The sequence below is a fragment of the Aquibaculum sediminis genome (assembly GCF_040712085.1).
In the GTDB taxonomy this organism is placed as follows: Bacteria; Pseudomonadota; Alphaproteobacteria; order Kiloniellales; family DSM-21159; genus Aquibaculum; species Aquibaculum sediminis.
The window spans coordinates 13,771-28,178 of the sequence record NZ_JBFCVK010000003.1; the positions used below are offsets into that span (position 1 = coordinate 13,771).

Annotated in this window: 11 protein-coding genes; 2 read left to right on the plus strand and 9 right to left on the minus strand. The window is 67.7% G+C overall.

What is annotated here, in order from left to right; translation table 11 throughout:
- Positions 1 to 36: 36 nt before the first annotated feature.
- From ABZ720_RS05140 to ABZ720_RS05150, 3 genes are all read right to left on the minus strand, one after another.
- Positions 37 to 1,311, minus strand: a complete 1,275-nt coding sequence (locus ABZ720_RS05140; protein ID WP_366554442.1) for a RodZ domain-containing protein — start codon at positions 1,309 to 1,311, stop codon at positions 37 to 39.
- A gap of 231 nt (positions 1,312 to 1,542) precedes the next feature.
- A complete protein-coding gene (ptsP, locus tag ABZ720_RS05145; protein WP_366554443.1) occupies positions 1,543 to 3,813 on the minus strand; it encodes a phosphoenolpyruvate--protein phosphotransferase in 2,271 nt (756 codons plus the stop codon).
- 94 nt (positions 3,814 to 3,907) lie between these two features.
- Positions 3,908 to 5,131 carry an aspartate kinase gene (locus ABZ720_RS05150; protein ID WP_366554444.1) on the minus strand — a complete coding sequence of 408 codons (1,224 nt, stop codon included), beginning with the start codon at positions 5,129 to 5,131 and terminating at the stop codon, positions 3,908 to 3,910.
- Between the two features lie 256 nt (positions 5,132 to 5,387).
- Here ABZ720_RS05150 and ubiG point away from each other — a divergent pair, with 256 nt between their 5' ends.
- Positions 5,388 to 6,173: a bifunctional 2-polyprenyl-6-hydroxyphenol methylase/3-demethylubiquinol 3-O-methyltransferase UbiG gene (ubiG, locus tag ABZ720_RS05155; protein WP_366554445.1), complete on the plus strand. Its 786-nt coding sequence runs from the start codon at positions 5,388 to 5,390 to the stop codon at positions 6,171 to 6,173.
- Positions 6,174 to 6,207: 34 nt separating this feature from the next.
- On the opposite strand, the gene ABZ720_RS05160 is transcribed toward ubiG, so the two are convergent.
- The 5 genes from ABZ720_RS05160 to ileS all read right to left on the minus strand — a co-directional run bounded on the left by ABZ720_RS05160 (position 6,208) and on the right by ileS (position 13,120).
- On the minus strand, positions 6,208 to 7,557 hold the full coding sequence (locus tag ABZ720_RS05160; protein WP_366554446.1) for a M16 family metallopeptidase: 1,350 nt from the start codon (positions 7,555 to 7,557) through the stop codon (positions 6,208 to 6,210).
- Between the two features lie 29 nt (positions 7,558 to 7,586).
- Positions 7,587 to 8,969 carry a M16 family metallopeptidase gene (locus tag ABZ720_RS05165; protein ID WP_366554447.1) on the minus strand — a complete coding sequence of 461 codons (1,383 nt, stop codon included), beginning with the start codon at positions 8,967 to 8,969 and terminating at the stop codon, positions 7,587 to 7,589.
- A 216-nt stretch (positions 8,970 to 9,185) separates the two neighbouring features.
- Positions 9,186 to 9,776 carry a DUF3035 domain-containing protein gene (locus tag ABZ720_RS05170; protein WP_366554448.1) on the minus strand — a complete coding sequence of 197 codons (591 nt, stop codon included), beginning with the start codon at positions 9,774 to 9,776 and terminating at the stop codon, positions 9,186 to 9,188.
- Positions 9,777 to 9,795: 19 nt separating this feature from the next.
- A complete protein-coding gene (lspA, locus tag ABZ720_RS05175; protein ID WP_366554449.1) occupies positions 9,796 to 10,275 on the minus strand; it encodes a signal peptidase II in 480 nt (159 codons plus the stop codon).
- Between the two features lie 4 nt (positions 10,276 to 10,279).
- A complete protein-coding gene (gene ileS / locus ABZ720_RS05180) occupies positions 10,280 to 13,120 on the minus strand; it encodes an isoleucine--tRNA ligase (RefSeq protein WP_366554450.1) in 2,841 nt (946 codons plus the stop codon).
- Between the two features lie 324 nt (positions 13,121 to 13,444).
- Between ileS and ABZ720_RS05185 the strand changes: the two genes are divergently transcribed.
- Complete coding sequence (locus tag ABZ720_RS05185) at positions 13,445 to 13,897, plus strand: cupin domain-containing protein (protein WP_366554451.1); 453 nt, start codon at positions 13,445 to 13,447, stop codon at positions 13,895 to 13,897.
- A gap of 6 nt (positions 13,898 to 13,903) precedes the next feature.
- Here ABZ720_RS05185 and ABZ720_RS05190 read toward each other — a convergent pair whose 3' ends face one another.
- Positions 13,904 to 14,353 (minus strand): MaoC family dehydratase, encoded by a 450-nt coding sequence (locus ABZ720_RS05190; protein WP_366554452.1) that lies wholly within the window; start codon positions 14,351 to 14,353, stop codon positions 13,904 to 13,906.
- Between the last annotated feature and the right edge of the window lie 55 nt (positions 14,354 to 14,408).

Genomic DNA, 14,408 nt, shown 5'->3' on the forward strand with positions numbered 1-14,408 from the left:
GCGCCGGAATGCCAGGGCTGCAAGAGGCACGCAGGGTCACTCACCACGGCTGCGCAGGGCCTCGGGGTCCAGGGAGATATCGCGGCGCACTGCACCATTGGGCCCCAGGGGTGCCAAGCGTCGGCCCTCCACCACGATGTCCAGGCCCCCGGCATTGCCGGTGAGCAGGCTCAGACCTTCCTGATCCGGCACGCGGTAGGTGTCGCCCGGCCGCAGAACCCGCGTGAACAGCAACTCGTCACTGGCGCTGCGCACCTGGATCCAGGAGTCGGCCGTGGCGAGCAGGACGACGCGCACATCCGCGCTTTCCGCCCCGTAGCGTTGCCCAGTGCCCAGATCGTCCATGGAGAGCAGCGGCTCTTCCGGCTCCTCGAGCTCGGAGGCCGCAAGCGGCGCTTCCTCCGCATCGGCACCGGCCTCGCCGGGAACCGCCGGTGCAGCCGTGTCCTCACCAGCGCCTTCAACGGCTGGCGGCTCGGGCAGCGCGTCATCTGACGTCGCCTCCGGCTCCGGCTGGGCGTCCGCCAGGGACGGCACCTCGGTGTCGCCGGCATCGGTGCCATCGGGCAGCAGGCTCTCTTCGCTGCCCTCGACGTCGGCACCCTCCGCGCCAGGTTCGAGCGCGCCGGTCTCGGTCCCCTGCGGCGTTTGCGGATCGGAGAGATCCTCATCCGGCAAGGCTGTGGCGCTGTCCGGCGCCGGGGAGGTCGCTTCCTCGGTGGTGCCGGTGCGCCCCACGAGGCTGTCCTGTTCCGGCGTCCCGTCCAATGTGGCAGCCGGTGGGTCCTCGGGCTCTGCCACTTCCTGCTCCGCCAACTGCACCGGCTCCTCCCCGCCCGGCAGGGGCAGCAGCTCCACGAAGGGCTTGCCGCTCTGGCTCCAGACATGCCAGCCGCCGTAGGCGAGTGCGACCACCAGCAGGGAAATCAGCACCAGGGCGAAGCCGGGCAGACGGCCTTCCGGCTTGGGCGCCGGGAAGGAGAGGTCCTGCTTCGCCCGCGCCGCCTCGTTGATCTCGGACTTGAAAAGCGCCACCGTCGCATCGGAGTCGAGCCCGAGATACTCGGCGTAGGAGCGTACAAAGCCGATGGCGTAGGGCGTGCCCGGCAGTTCCTCGTAGTGGCCTTCCTCGATGGCCTCGAGATAGGGACGCCGGATGCGCAATTCGGCTGCCACGGTCTCGAGTTCGTAGCCAAGCTCATAACGGCTGCGGCGCAGGATGCTGCCGATCGGCTCCGGCCGCCGCTGGGGCGCATGTCCATCCTCGGGCCACTCGGGCTTGTAGCGCAGATCCTCGGCATCCTGTGTCAAACGATCACCTCGTCGGAATGAACAAGCTCAGCATAGGAAACAAGTGCTCGGGTCGCCCCAACTATCACGGACCCCATGCGGCAGACCTCATGCGAACGGACGCGCGAGTCTTACCAAAGGCGGAAGCGAAACGGCAAACGCTTAGAATGGTCTCACGCATTAGACCAGGACGGCCCCGGAGTCGACTCGTCCTGCAATGCCTGGCCGCAATGCCTGGCCGCAACGCCAGGCTCAAAGGGCGATGCCGTGATCGCCGGCGTAAGCCCTAAGATGTTGTCGGACACTGCGGTTTGGCAAGCCGCTGAGATAGGTCACGTATTCCTGCAGCGGCCCCAGCTTGAGGCTGCGCACCGTGGAGCGGACCGACGCCACATGCGAGGGCGGCATGGAGAGAATGCGAATGCCGCAGCCGATCAGCGCCAAGGCTTCCAGCGGATGGCCGGCCATCTCGCCACAGACCGACAGCGGCACGCCGTGGCTGTCGGCTTCGGCGGACAGAAAGCGCAGCAGCGTCAGGATCGGCGGCGACAGCGCATCATAGCGCCGGGCCAGGCGCGGATTGCCCCGGTCGATGGCGAAGAGGAACTGGAAGAGGTCGTTCGAACCCACGGAAACGAAGTCAGCCCGCGCGAACAGCGCCGGCAGCTGCCAGATCAGCGCCGGCACCTCCAGCATGACCCCCACTTCCAGCCGGGTCGGAGGCTCTGCCCCGCGGGCCAGGTGCCGAGCCAGCTCCATGTCCAGCAGCGCCCGCGCCTGCATCAGCTCGTTCACCTCGCTGACCATGGGGAACATCAGCCGCAGATGCCGGCCGGCGCCAGCGGCCAGCAGGGCGCGCAGCTGCTGGCGCAGCATGGCCGGGCGGTCGAGACCGATGCGAATGGCCCGCCAGCCCATGGCTGGGTTCTCGTCCTTGGTACCGCTCCAGTAGGGCAGCGCCTTGTCACCGCCGATATCCAGGGTGCGGAAGGTGACCGGCCTCTCGCCAGCCATGTCCAGCGCCCGGCCGTAGAGCTCCGTCTGCGTCGCCGCGTCCGGAAAGCGCTCCTGCACCATGAAGGGCACCTCGGTGCGGTAGAGGCCGACCCCTTCGGCGCCGCTTTCTTCAAGCTGGTCCAGATCCACGAGGAGGCCGGCGTTGGCCTGCAGGCTAATGCGCACGCCGTCGCGGGTCTCCGGCGGCAGCGCGCGATTGGCAAGCTGCTCGGCCCGGCGGTTGGCCCGCAGTTCGATGGCATCGGAGAAACTCTGGCGCACCGACTGCCGCGGCCGCAGCAGCGCCTGGCCGACATCCCCGTCGATAATGACGAAATCGCCGGGCCGCACGCGCGCCAGCAGCTCCGGGCAGCGGCCGATCATGGGAATGCCCAGCGCCCGGGCGACGATTGCCACATGCGCCGTGGGACTGCCCTCCTCGAGCGCCACGGCACGCAGGCGCGAGATATCGTAGTCGAGCAGTTCCGCCGGGCCGAGGCTGCGCGCCACCAGCACCAGATCATCGGGCAGATCGTCGCGCGCCGTGGAGTCGTTGCCGGTCAGGTGGTGCAGCAGCCGATTGCCCAGGTCCTCCAGGTCGGCGTAGCGCTCGCGAATATAGGGGTCGCGCACCTTCGTCATGCGCTGGCGCATGTCGGTGAGCACGCGCTGCACCGCCGCTTCGGCGGTCAGGCCGCTGCGCACGGCCTCGCGCAGGCGTTCGGCCCAGCCGCGGTCCTCGGCAAACATGCGATAGGTTTCCAGCACCTCCACATGCTCGCCGTCGCCGGAGAGTTCCTGGCGCTGCAGCAGATCGTCGAGAGATTCCTGCATCTCGGAGAGCGAACTCTCGAGCCGATGCAGCTCCACATCGATGTCTTCGGCGACGATCTGCTTGATGACGATGCCGCGCTCATGCGGCACGGCGGTGCCCATGCCGATGCCTTCGTTCAGGGTCACACCCGCCAGGCGCGCCGGCAGGGTCGCCAGACTGTCGGTGTGGCGCCCCTCCTCCTCGCCGATCAGGCCGGCGCCCCCGACCATCTCGGCCAGGACCATAGCCACCGTTTCAAGCGCTTCCAGCTCGTCATCGCCGTAGGCGCGCCGGGTCTTGTTCTGCACGGCAAGCACGCCGATGACCCGGCGGTCACGCAGCAGCGGCACGCCGAGCATGGAGTGGAAGATTTCTTCCCCGGTTTCCGGCCGGTAGGCAAAGTTTGGATGCTGCTGCGCGTCCTGCAGCGACAGGGGGCGCCCGGTGGAGGCGATCTCGCCGACGATGCCTTCGCCGACGCGCAGGCGGGTGCGGTGCACCGCTTCCCGACGCAGGCCCTGGGTGGCGAATAGTTCGAGAACCTCGCCGGCGCGCATGACATAGAGGGAGCAGACCTCGGCCACCATGGCATCGGCGATCAGGCGCACCAAGGAATCCAGGCGATCCTGCCATAGACCGCCCGATTGCATCAGGTCGCGCAACTGCCGCAACAGCCGGCGCGAACCGCCCCAGCCTCCTGCCTGCGGCGCCATCGGCTTTACCCCTCTTTCGCGCTCGTCTTACTCTTCTTCTGCGCCCCGGGTTCTATTCGTTCCGGGTGCGTCGCCCCCTTCGGAGGGTCCGGCCTCAGACCTGGTCCAGGCCGTACGCCGAGTGAAGGCTGCGCAACGCCAGCTCAAGATACTCCTCAGCGATCAAAACGCTGACCTTGATCTCTGAAGTGGTGATCACCTCGATATTGATCCCCTTCTCCGCCAGCGCCCCGAACATGGTCTGGGCCACGCCGGCATGGCTGCGCATGCCAACGCCGATCACCGAGACCTTGACCACGTTCTGCTCGGAGGCGAGTTCCTCGTAGCCGATCGACTCCGCGTGCTTTTCCAACACGGCGAGGGCGCGCTCCACCTCGGCCCGACCGACCGTGAAGGTCAGGTCGGTGGCCTTCTCCTTACTGGAGATGTTTTGCACAATCATGTCGACGTTGATGGCGGCCTCGGCCAGGGGGCCGAAGATGCCAGCGGCGATGCCCGGTCGATCGGGCACGCTGCGCAGGGTGATTTTCGCTTCGTCCCGGCTGTAGGTCACACCGCTTACGACTGCCTGTTCCACGATTTCTTCCTCGTCCACCACCAGGGTTCCGGGCAGGTTCTCGAAGCTTGAGCGAACCTGCAGGCGTACACCATGTTTCATCGCCATCTCGACCGAGCGCGTCTGCAGCACCTTGGCGCCGAGAGAGGCCATCTCCAGCATCTCTTCGTAGGTGATACGATGGAGCTTGCGCGCGCCCTTCACGATGCGCGGATCGCTGGTGTAGACCCCGTCCACATCAGTGTAGATGTCGCAGCGATCCGCTCCAAGCGCTGCAGCCAGGGCCACCGCCGAAGTATCCGATCCGCCGCGCCCGAGCGTGGTGATCCGCTGGCGCTCGGGCTCGATGCCCTGGAAGCCTGCGACCACCGCCACCTCACCTGAACTCAACCGGCGGCTCATCTCCGTGGTCTCGATGGCCTCGATGCGCGCAGAGCCGTGCGCGGCGTCGGTGCGGATCGGGATCTGCCAGCCCTGCCAGGAGCGTGCCGAGACGCCCAGGTCCTGCAGCACCACCGACAGAAGCCCGGCCGTGACATTCTCTCCCGAGGAGACGATGGCGTCATACTCGCGGAGGTCGTAGAGACGGGCGGCGGAGCGGGTGTAGTCGATGAGCTGATTGGTGACCCCGGCCATGGCGGAGACGACCACGGCCACTTCATTGCCGTCGTCCAACTCCGCCTTGACGCGCTGCGCCACAGACTTGATGCGGTCGATATCGGCGACGGATGTGCCGCCGAACTTCATTACGATGCGTGCCATCGTCCCTGTGCCTGTCCGGGGTGGGCCTGAATCGGAGAACGCCTGCCCGCGATGCCGACAACCGCCGCGACGGTGCCAGAGGCTGCTGTCCCGCCCCGCCGGATTTGCGGGTCCTCGACGCTGCGCGCCCCTCACGGTGAGCCAGCCCTGGGTTGCTGATAGCGGGCGGCCTATCCATACTTGAAGGGGCCGGTTCCGCGCAAGCATCGCGCCGGAGGCGCGCCGGCACGCTTCATCCCATCGCACGAGGTAGTCCATGGCCCCCAGCAAGCCCCGCCGGCCCCGCAGCGCCACCGCCGGGCAGAGCATTGACGCCGCCGAGATCGAGAAGTTCTCCCGGCTGGCGGCCCGTTGGTGGGATCCGGAGGGCGAGATGGCGCCGCTGCATGCCATGAACCCGGTGCGCCTGCAGTTCCTGCGCGACCAGGCGGTGCGGCATTTCGGGCTCGATGAACGGGCGCTGGCGCCGCTTGCCGGCCTGACGGTGCTGGACGTCGGCTGCGGCGCCGGCCTGCTCTGTGAGCCGCTGGCGCGCATGGGGGCGCAGGTGACCGGCATTGACGCGGCCGATGAAAGCCTGGCCGTGGCCCGGCAGCACGCGGCCGACAGCGGCCTGGAGATCGACTACCGCCACAGCAGCGTCGAGGCGCTGGCCGAGTCGGGCGAGACCTTCGACCTCGTCACCGCCCTGGAGGTGGTCGAGCACGTGGCTGACGTCCCCGGCTTTCTCGGATCCTGCTGCCAGGTGGTGCGGCCCGGCGGCGCGCTGGCGCTTTCGACCCTCTCGCGCACGCCGCAGGCCTTCGCCTTCGCCATCGTGGGTGCCGAGTATCTGCTGCGCAAGCTGCCCCGCGGCACCCATGACTGGCGGAAGTTCCTCAAGCCTTCCGAACTGGCCGGCGCGGTGCGCCGCCAGGGGCTCGAGGTGCGCGAAGTGGCCGGCATGGTCTACCACCCGCTTTCGCGCGAGTGGAAGCTGAGCCGTCACGACCTCTCGATCAACTACCTGCTCTGGGCCGAACGCGACCAGGACCTTACTTGAGGCCTGCCGCTTCGGGCGAGCCAGCGGGCCGTAGCTAGTTCGGCAGACTGCGGGTGGAGACCAATCCTTCGGGCTTTCCGACCACCACCAGGGTCAGGGCTTCGCTGTCCAGCAGTTCGGCCGCCACGCGCTTTGCATCCTCCGGCGTGACCGCCTCGATCAGCTCGCGACGGCGCTCCATGTAGTCCAGGCCCAGGTCGTCGAGCTGCAGGCCCAGCAGCGTGTCGGCGATCCGCGGCGAGCTGGAGAGCCCCAGGGCGAAGGAGCCGAGGAGATAGTCCTTGGCCAGCCGCAGTTCCTCTTCGCTCGGCCCCTCTTCCGCCATGCGCTGCCATTCCGCGCGGATCAGTCCAATGGCCTCGCCGACCCGGGCGTTGTCGCTGCTCACACTGCCGACCAGAAGCGGCGCCTTGTCGAGCGCAGCCAGGCTGGTGTTGACGCCGTAGGCAAGACCGCGTTTCTCGCGCACCTCGTTGAAGAGACGTGAGGAGAAACCGCCCCCGCCCAGGATGCGGTTGACCAGAGCGGCGGTGATGAAATCGGGGTTCTCGCGCGCGATGCCGCCCTGGCCCAGCACAACATTCGACTGCGGCTGGTCGCGCTCGACCACCAGCAGGCCGCCTTCGGGGTCAGGCGTTATCGCCTCGGCCTTGGGCGGTGCGCCCTCTTCCGGCAGGGGCCCGAAGGTCTCGTCGAGCAGGCGCCCCAGGGTCTCGGGATCGATGTCTCCCGCCGCGGCCACATAGAGTCGATCGCGGGCAAACTGCTCGGCAATGAAGCTTCGCAGATCCTCGATCTCGATGGCGGCTAGGCTCTCCGGCGAGCCTTCGCTCGGCCGGGCATAGGGATGGTCGTCGAACAGCAGGCGGAAGAAGGCGCGGGACGCCATGGTGTTGGGATCCTGGGCGCGGCGTGCCTGCACCACCTGGTACTGTTGGCGCAGCCGATCCACCGCCGGCGGGTCGAAGCGCGGTTCAGTCATGGCAAGACGCAGCAGGCGAAAGGCCTCGTCGCGCTGGCGGGTCAGGGTAAGGAGCGAGCCGCCGAGTCGGTCCTGGCCGGCCGAGAAGGACAGCTGGATGGAGCGATCCGCCAGCTCTTCCTGAAAGGCCTCGGAGTCATAGTCGCCCGCACCTTCGGTCAGCAGCGAAGTGGCCAGCGCCGCCACGCCCTCCAGACCATCCGGCTGCTCGGCCGCCCCGCCGCGAAAGGCGAAGGAAAGCGCCATCAAAGGGTTGGACTCGTCCTGAATCAGCCAGGCTTCGATGCCGCCGGGGGAAACCACACGCTCGGGCTCCAGCGCCTGGCCAGCACGCAACGGCATGAGCGCGGCCAGCGTCAGGGCGAGAAGGAACAGGGGCGTGGCGAAACGCTGGAACGGCATGGGCCAACTCCGCTGGAAAGGCTGAGGCATCAGGTGGTGGGATCGGGGCGCAGAACCGAGGTCACCGATCGCTCGGGCGTGAGCACCAGCCGCAGGGCCGCATCCACCTGCTCCGGCGTCACGGCGCGAATACGCTCAGGCCACAGCTCGACCTGGTCGATGTCGCCGCCGGTGGTCAGCGCCTGCCCGAAGGCATAGGCCGGCCCGGCCACGGAATCGCGGGCCAGAACCGCGTCGTCGATCAGGCGCTGCTTGGCGCGCTCCACCTCGCGCTCGCTCACGCCTTCTTCCAACAGCTCATCGATCTCGGCGCGCAGTGCCTCTTCCACCGCTTCGGGAGACACCTCCGGGCGGGGCGTGCCCCAGAAGATGAAGCTGGAGAGGTCGTAGGCGGTGGCCGAGTAGCCGGCGCCAGCCCCGGCGGCGATCTCGTCTTCCACGACCAGGCGGCGATAGAGCCGTCCCGTGGCGCCGGAAAGCAGCTCGCTGGCGACCTGCAGGGCGTAGGGCGTTTCCTCGGAGCTCTCCTCCAGGGCGCGGGTGTAGCTGGGCGCAAGATAGCGGATCGAGAGCGAAGCCTGCCCGACCCGGGGGCTGTCCAGTTCCACCCGGCGCGGCGCCCACTGGGCCGGTTCTGCCAGGCGACGGCGCTCCGGAAGCGTGCGCGCCGGGATCGGGCCGTAGTGCTGCTCGGCCAGTTCGATCACCTCGTCGGGCTCCACATCGCCCGCGACGATCAAAACGGCGTTGTTGGGGGCATACCAGCTTTCATAGAAGTCGAGCGCGTCGGCGGTGGTCAGCCCGCGCATCTCATGCTCCCAGCCGATCACCGGGATCCCATAGGGATGGTGCATGAACAGCGCCGCGCCGGCCATTTCGCGCAGCTGAGCCGAGGGGTCATTGTCCACGCGGCTGAGCCGCTCCTCCAGGATCACGTCGCGCTCAGGCAGCACCAGCTCGTCCACGAGCTGCAGGTTCACCATGCGATCCGCCTCCAGTTCCATGACCAGATCAAGCTGCGCGCGATCCACGGTCTGATGGTAGGCGGTGAAGTCGTAGGAGGTCATGGCGTTGTCGCGCCCGCCGTGGCGCTCGATCAACTGCGAGAACTCGAAAGGCCCCACCTTCTCCGTGCCCTTGAACATCAGGTGTTCAAGGTAGTGGGCGATGCCCGACTCGCCTGGCGGCTCGTCCGCGGCGCCCACCTTGTACCAGAGCATCTGGGTGACGATCGGCGCGCGGTGGTTGGGGATGACCACGATCTCCAGGCCGTTGTCGAGTTCGTGCACCACCGGCTCGAACACCTGGGCCCGGGCCGGGTTCTCACTCACCGAGAACAGCAGGGCGCAGGCCAGAAGCCCCGCGGACAGTCGGACGGGGCGGAACGAGGAGAGCGCTGAGCGAAGGGTCATGGGCGTGGAAGCCTTGCGTTGCGGGAGCGGACAGTAAGCAAGTTGGGGGAAACAGCAGCTCCGTCAAGATCGCCGGCAAAGGTGGCGCCGCTGTGGCAAGCCCAGCAGCACCATCCACCCTCATGCAAACCGCCCGCTCCCCGATTGGGGGCGGGCGGTTTCGCTTGTTCAGGGAGCCAGCTGAGGTTCAACCGGCACCGGTATCAGAGCGGCCGATCAGAACAGCCGGTCGAAGAGGCTGCGGCGCTGGCGCTCGATCACCGGCACGCCCTCGCCGGTGGGGCGTTCACCCATGGCGTCGCTGCCACGCAGCCGCCGGGCCTCCGCACCGGGATCGATCCGATCGTACTGCGGCTCCGGATCCTGCCAGAAGATCAGCATATCGGCGAAGTCGCGGCTTTCCTCGTTGATCTGCCGCGTCTCGCGCTCAACCTTCTGCCGGATATCCGGATCGGCACGATCGGCCCCGGCCTCGCGCAGCAGGCTGCGTTCGCCCGTGGAAAGGCTGTCGTCGACGCCTTCCTCCGGAAGGGCAGCGGTCTGCTCGCGCTCCTCGACACGGAAGACCGCCTGGCGGGCCCGCTGTTCCGGGCTGGCCTCCTGCGGGCGCTGCGCACCGGGCGCGGGCGGACGCAGGGAGAAACTGGGCGGAACCGAGAGCGGCGCGCGAGATACGACGCGGAATTCGTCCGGCGACTGCTTGGTCAGTCCCAACGAGCGGCGGACATCGCCTCCGCAACCCGCCAGAGCGATTGCCATGCCGCAGCAGAGCAGCAGTGTAGTCGAACGCGTGAGCAGCTTTGGCAAAGAACCGTCCTCCTGGGCCTCACGACCGCTTATGTTTACCGTCCTCTTCGCCGCCGAACAAGCCGTCGAACAGCAAGAGGCCCACACCGCACACAATGGCCGCGTCGGCAAGATTGAATGCTGGCCAATGCCAGCCGGCATAATGGAAATCAAGGAAGTCGACCACCCCGGGGTGCAGAAAGCGGTCGATCACGTTGCCCAGAGCCCCGCCAACGACCAGCCCGCCGGCCAGCCGGGGCAGGCAACCCGCCTGCCCGCGCAGCCACCAGAGCAGCAAGGCCACGATCACCAGCGCCAGGACCGCAAGGGCATAGGGTTTCCAGGCGTAGTCGCTCGCCATCAGCCCGAAAGACACACCGCGGTTATAGACGAGCACCAGGTTGAAGAAGCCGGTGACCTCGATGATGCGCGGCGGGTTCATCACCCAGAGCAGCACCGCCCACTTGCTGACCTGATCGGCCAGCACCACCAGGGCGGCGAGGAGGAGCGTTGCGCGCAAGGGCCTAGGCCGCCGTCACACCAAGGCGTTCCACCGCGTCGGCACAGCGCCCGCAGGTCTGCGGCGCATGCGGATGACTGCCCACGTCGGGCAGCACCTGCCAGCAGCGCGCGCACTTCTCGCCGGGCGCCGCTTCGACGCGCACGGCAACCCCGGGCACCTCCTCCAGACGATAAGCCTCCGACTCCAGGGTCTCGGCGGTCAGCGTGATATCCGAGGTGATGCAGATCCCGGCGAAGTCGAGCTCCTCAAGCAGCGCCCGCAGCTCCACGTCCTCGACCTGCACCAGAGGCGCCGCCTGCAGCGAGGAACCGAGGCGCTTCTCACTGCGCTCCAGCTCCAGTGCGCCGGTGACCACGCGCCGGACCTTACGAACCCGCTCCCACTTCTCCGCCAGGGCGTGATCGAGCCAGGCCGCCGGCGCCTCCGGGAAAGTGCGCAGGTGCACCGACTCCGGTGCCTTGCCCCGCGCCCACCAGGCTTCCTCCGCCGTGAAGCAGAGCACCGGCGCCAGCCAGGCCGTGAGGTGATCGAACAGCAGATCCATGACCGTGCGGCAGGCCCGCCGGCGCAGGCTGTCGGAGGCATCGCAGTAGAGCACGTCCTTGCGGACGTCGAAGTAGAAGGCCGAGAGGTCGACGGCACAAAAATCATGCACGGCGCGATAGAGCTCGTGGAACTCGTAGTCCTCCACCCAGCCGCGCACCGAGCGGTCCAGCTCGGACAAGCGGTGCAGCACCCAGCGTTCCAGCTCCGGCATCTGCTCGGCCGGCACCCGCTCGCTCTCCTCGAAGCCGTCGAGGCCGCCCAGGAGATAGCGCAGGGTGTTGCGCAGACGCCGGTAGGCATCGACCTGATACTTCAGGATCTCCTTGCCGATGCGCAGATCCTCGGAATAGTCCGAGCCCACGACCCAGAGGCGCAGGATATCCGCGCCCTCGTTCTTCATGACATCCTGGGGCGCGGTCACATTGCCGGCGGACTTGGACATCTTGCGCCCCTGCCCGTCCAGCACGAAGCCGTGGGTCAGCACCGCCTCGAAGGGCGGCTTGCCGCGGGTGCCGCAGGACTGCAGCAAGGAGGTGTGGAACCAGCCGCGGTGCTGATCCGAGCCTTCGAGATAGAGCGAGGCCGGCCACTTCAGATCCTCGCGCTTTTCCAGCACGAAGGCGTGCGTCGAGCCACTGTCGAACCAGACCTCCACCACATCGAAGATCTGCTCGTAGTCGGCCGGATCGTAGTCATCGCCCAGCCAGCGCTCCGCCGGCGAGGAGAGCCAGGCATCACCGCCCTCCTGCTCGAAGGCCTCGGCGACACGATCGATCACCGCCGCGTCGCGCAGCGGCGCACCGTCGGCCTTGCGCACGAACAGCGGCAGCGGCACGCCCCACAGACGCTGGCGCGAGATACACCAGTCAGGGCGCTGCTCGATCATGGAGCGCAGGCGCGCCTGGCCACGCGGCGGCACGAAGCGGGTCTCGTCGATGCCGGCCAGCGCCTTCTCCCGCAGGTCATTGGCCTCCATGGAGATGAACCACTGCGGCGTGTTGCGGAAGATCAGCGGTGCCTTGGAGCGCCAGGAGTGGGGGTAGGAGTGGGTGAGGCGCCCGCGCGCCAGCAGCATGCCGGCCTCGCGCAGAGCGTCGATCACCGCGGGGTTGGCATCGCCTTCCTTGCCCTTGGCCGTGTAGACCACCGTGCCGGCAAAGAGCGGCACATGCGGCAGGAACCGCCCCTCCGCATCGATGGTCTGGGGGATTTCCAGGCCCTGCGCACGGCCCAGGCCAAAGTCGTCGGCGCCGTGGCCCGGCGCGATGTGCACGATGCCGGTGCCCTGGTCCATGGTGACGAACTCGGCCGCGAGCATGGGCACCGGAAAGTCGTAGCCCTGCCCGCGCAGCGGATGGGCGCAGATCGTGCCGGCCAGGTCACTGCCCTTGAAGGTCGCCTTGACCTGCCAGTCGGTGATGCGCGCCTGCTTGGCGGTGGCTTCCAGCAGGGCCGGCGCCAGGATCAGGCGCTCGCCCACCTGGGCCCAGGCCTCCTCCTGCGTGCCGGTGACTTCGACGACGACGTAGTCATCCTCCTCGCTGAAGGCGACGGCGCGGTTGCCGGGGATGGTCCAGGGCGTGGTGGTCCAGATGACCACCGACGCACCTTCCAGCTCCGGCCGTGCGGCCTCGGCCACCGGGAAGCGCACCCAGATGGTCGGGGAAACGTGGTCGTGATACTCCACCTCGGCGTCGGCCAGCGCGGTCTTTTCCACCACCGACCAGAGCACCGGGCGCTCGCCGGCATAGAGGCCGCCGTTCAGCAGGAACTTGCCGATCTCGCGCACGATCTGCGCCTCGGCGGCGTAGGCCATGGTGAGATAGGGGGCCTTCCAATCGCCGATCACGCCCAGGCGCTGGAACTCCTCGGTCTGGATCTCCACCCACTTCTCGGCAAAGGCCCGGCACTCGCGGCGGAACTCGACCTTGTCCACCACGTCCTTGTCCTGCCCCCGGGCGCGGTAGCCCTCCTCCACCTTCCACTCGATGGGCAGGCCGTGGCAGTCCCAGCCCGGGACGTAGTTCGCATCCTTGCCCAGCATCTGCTGGGCCCGGTTGATCACATCCTTGAGGATCTTGTTGAGGGCGTGGCCGATGTGCAGGTGGCCGTTCGCATAGGGCGGGCCGTCGTGCAGCACGAACTTCTCGCGGCCCTTGGCCACTTCGCGCTGCCGCTCATAGAGATCCATATCCTGCCAGCGCGCCAGGATTTCCGGCTCCCGCTTCGCCAGACCGGCGCGCATGGGGAAATCCGTCTTGGGCAGGAATACGGTGGAACGATAATCGATGGTCATGAGTCTGGCCTTGGCTTCCGGCGGCACGCTGCTGGCACGCCGGCACTGAAACTGCGTTGTGGCATCACGCTCCCCGGCTCCCCTCAGGGAACCGGGCGGCTAATTCGCGCAGGAGGGTATATGACGGCCAGCATGGTCGCGGATCGTAGCCATGGCAGCGCAGCGGTCAAGCGCGCGGGCCGTGCCGGCGGCAGCCTCTTGCCCCGATGCCGGCCCAGCGCTTCCGCAAAGCGGAGAATGCGGGCATTCTGAATGCCATAATCGCGCCGGGCGACATAGTGTGGTCGCCTGCCCCTTGCTCGCATGCATTCCAAGGGAGGACCCATGAGCGCCATCACCCCCAATGCCCCGAACCACCAGGGCCTGAGCCGCCTCAAGTCGCGGCATGTGGACGTCGAAGGTCTGCCCTGGGAGCCGACCCGCTTTCCTGGCGTGGAGAGCAAGACGCTGCTGCTGGATCCGGAGAAGGGTCTGCTGACCGCGCTGATCCGCATGGCGCCGGGCGCCACGCTGCCCGACCATGAGCATGTGGACATTGAGCAGAGCTATATCCTGGAGGGCCGGCTGGTCGACCACGACAGCGAGGCCGGGCCCGGCGAGTTCATCTGGCGGCCCGCCGGCAGCCGACACGATGCGCACGCCCCCGAAGGTTGCCTGCTGCTGGGCATGTTCCAGATCCCCAACCGCTTCTTCGACAAGGACGGCGGCGTGACCGACATGCTTGGCCAGGACTGGGACAGTCGCTGGGGCGCGGCGCACAGGGCCGCGGGCGGCTGATGGGAGCTACTGGGCGGCGACGGTCTCGGCCGGCCGGTTCTCCACCATCAAGGTGGCGTCACCTTCCACCACCACCGTGTCGCCCACCACGCAGCGGGTGTCGAAGATTGCACGGTTCTTGGCCGGAATAAGCTCCTTGAGCGTCACGCGCGCCACCATGGTGTCGCCGATGCGCACCGGGGCGCGAAAGCGGAGGTTCTGATCGACATAGATGCAGCCGGCGCCCGGCAGCTTGGTGCCGAAGACGGCGGAGATCAGCCCGGCCCCCAGCACGCCGTGGGCGATGCGCCCCTTGAACATGGTCTGCTCGGCGAAGGCCTGGTCGAGATGCACCGGGTTGGTGTCGCCGGTCACCCCGGCGAAGAGCACGATGTCGCTCTCGGTCACGGTGCGCGAGATCACGTCGGTCATGCCGACGCGCAGATCCTCGAAATAGTAGCCGTGCAGCTCGTCCATGCCTGAGCCCTCTCCGCTTTGATGCTGCGATGCAGAAACATTATTGCACTGCAAC

Coding starts and splice junctions, on each gene's coding strand:
- ptsP (WP_366554443.1), bottom strand. CDS start 3,813: ATGGCGCCGCAGGCAGGAGGCTGGGGCGGTTCGCGCCGGCTGTTGCGG.
- ABZ720_RS05150 (WP_366554444.1), bottom strand. CDS start 5,131: ATGGCACGCATCGTAATGAAGTTCGGCGGCACATCCGTCGCCGATATC.
- ubiG (WP_366554445.1), top strand. CDS start 5,388: ATGGCCCCCAGCAAGCCCCGCCGGCCCCGCAGCGCCACCGCCGGGCAG.
- ABZ720_RS05160 (WP_366554446.1), bottom strand. CDS start 7,557: ATGCCGTTCCAGCGTTTCGCCACGCCCCTGTTCCTTCTCGCCCTGACG.
- ABZ720_RS05165 (WP_366554447.1), bottom strand. CDS start 8,969: ATGACCCTTCGCTCAGCGCTCTCCTCGTTCCGCCCCGTCCGACTGTCC.
- ileS (WP_366554450.1), bottom strand. CDS start 13,120: ATGACCATCGATTATCGTTCCACCGTATTCCTGCCCAAGACGGATTTC.
- ABZ720_RS05185 (WP_366554451.1), top strand. CDS start 13,445: ATGAGCGCCATCACCCCCAATGCCCCGAACCACCAGGGCCTGAGCCGC.
- ABZ720_RS05190 (WP_366554452.1), bottom strand. CDS start 14,353: ATGGACGAGCTGCACGGCTACTATTTCGAGGATCTGCGCGTCGGCATG.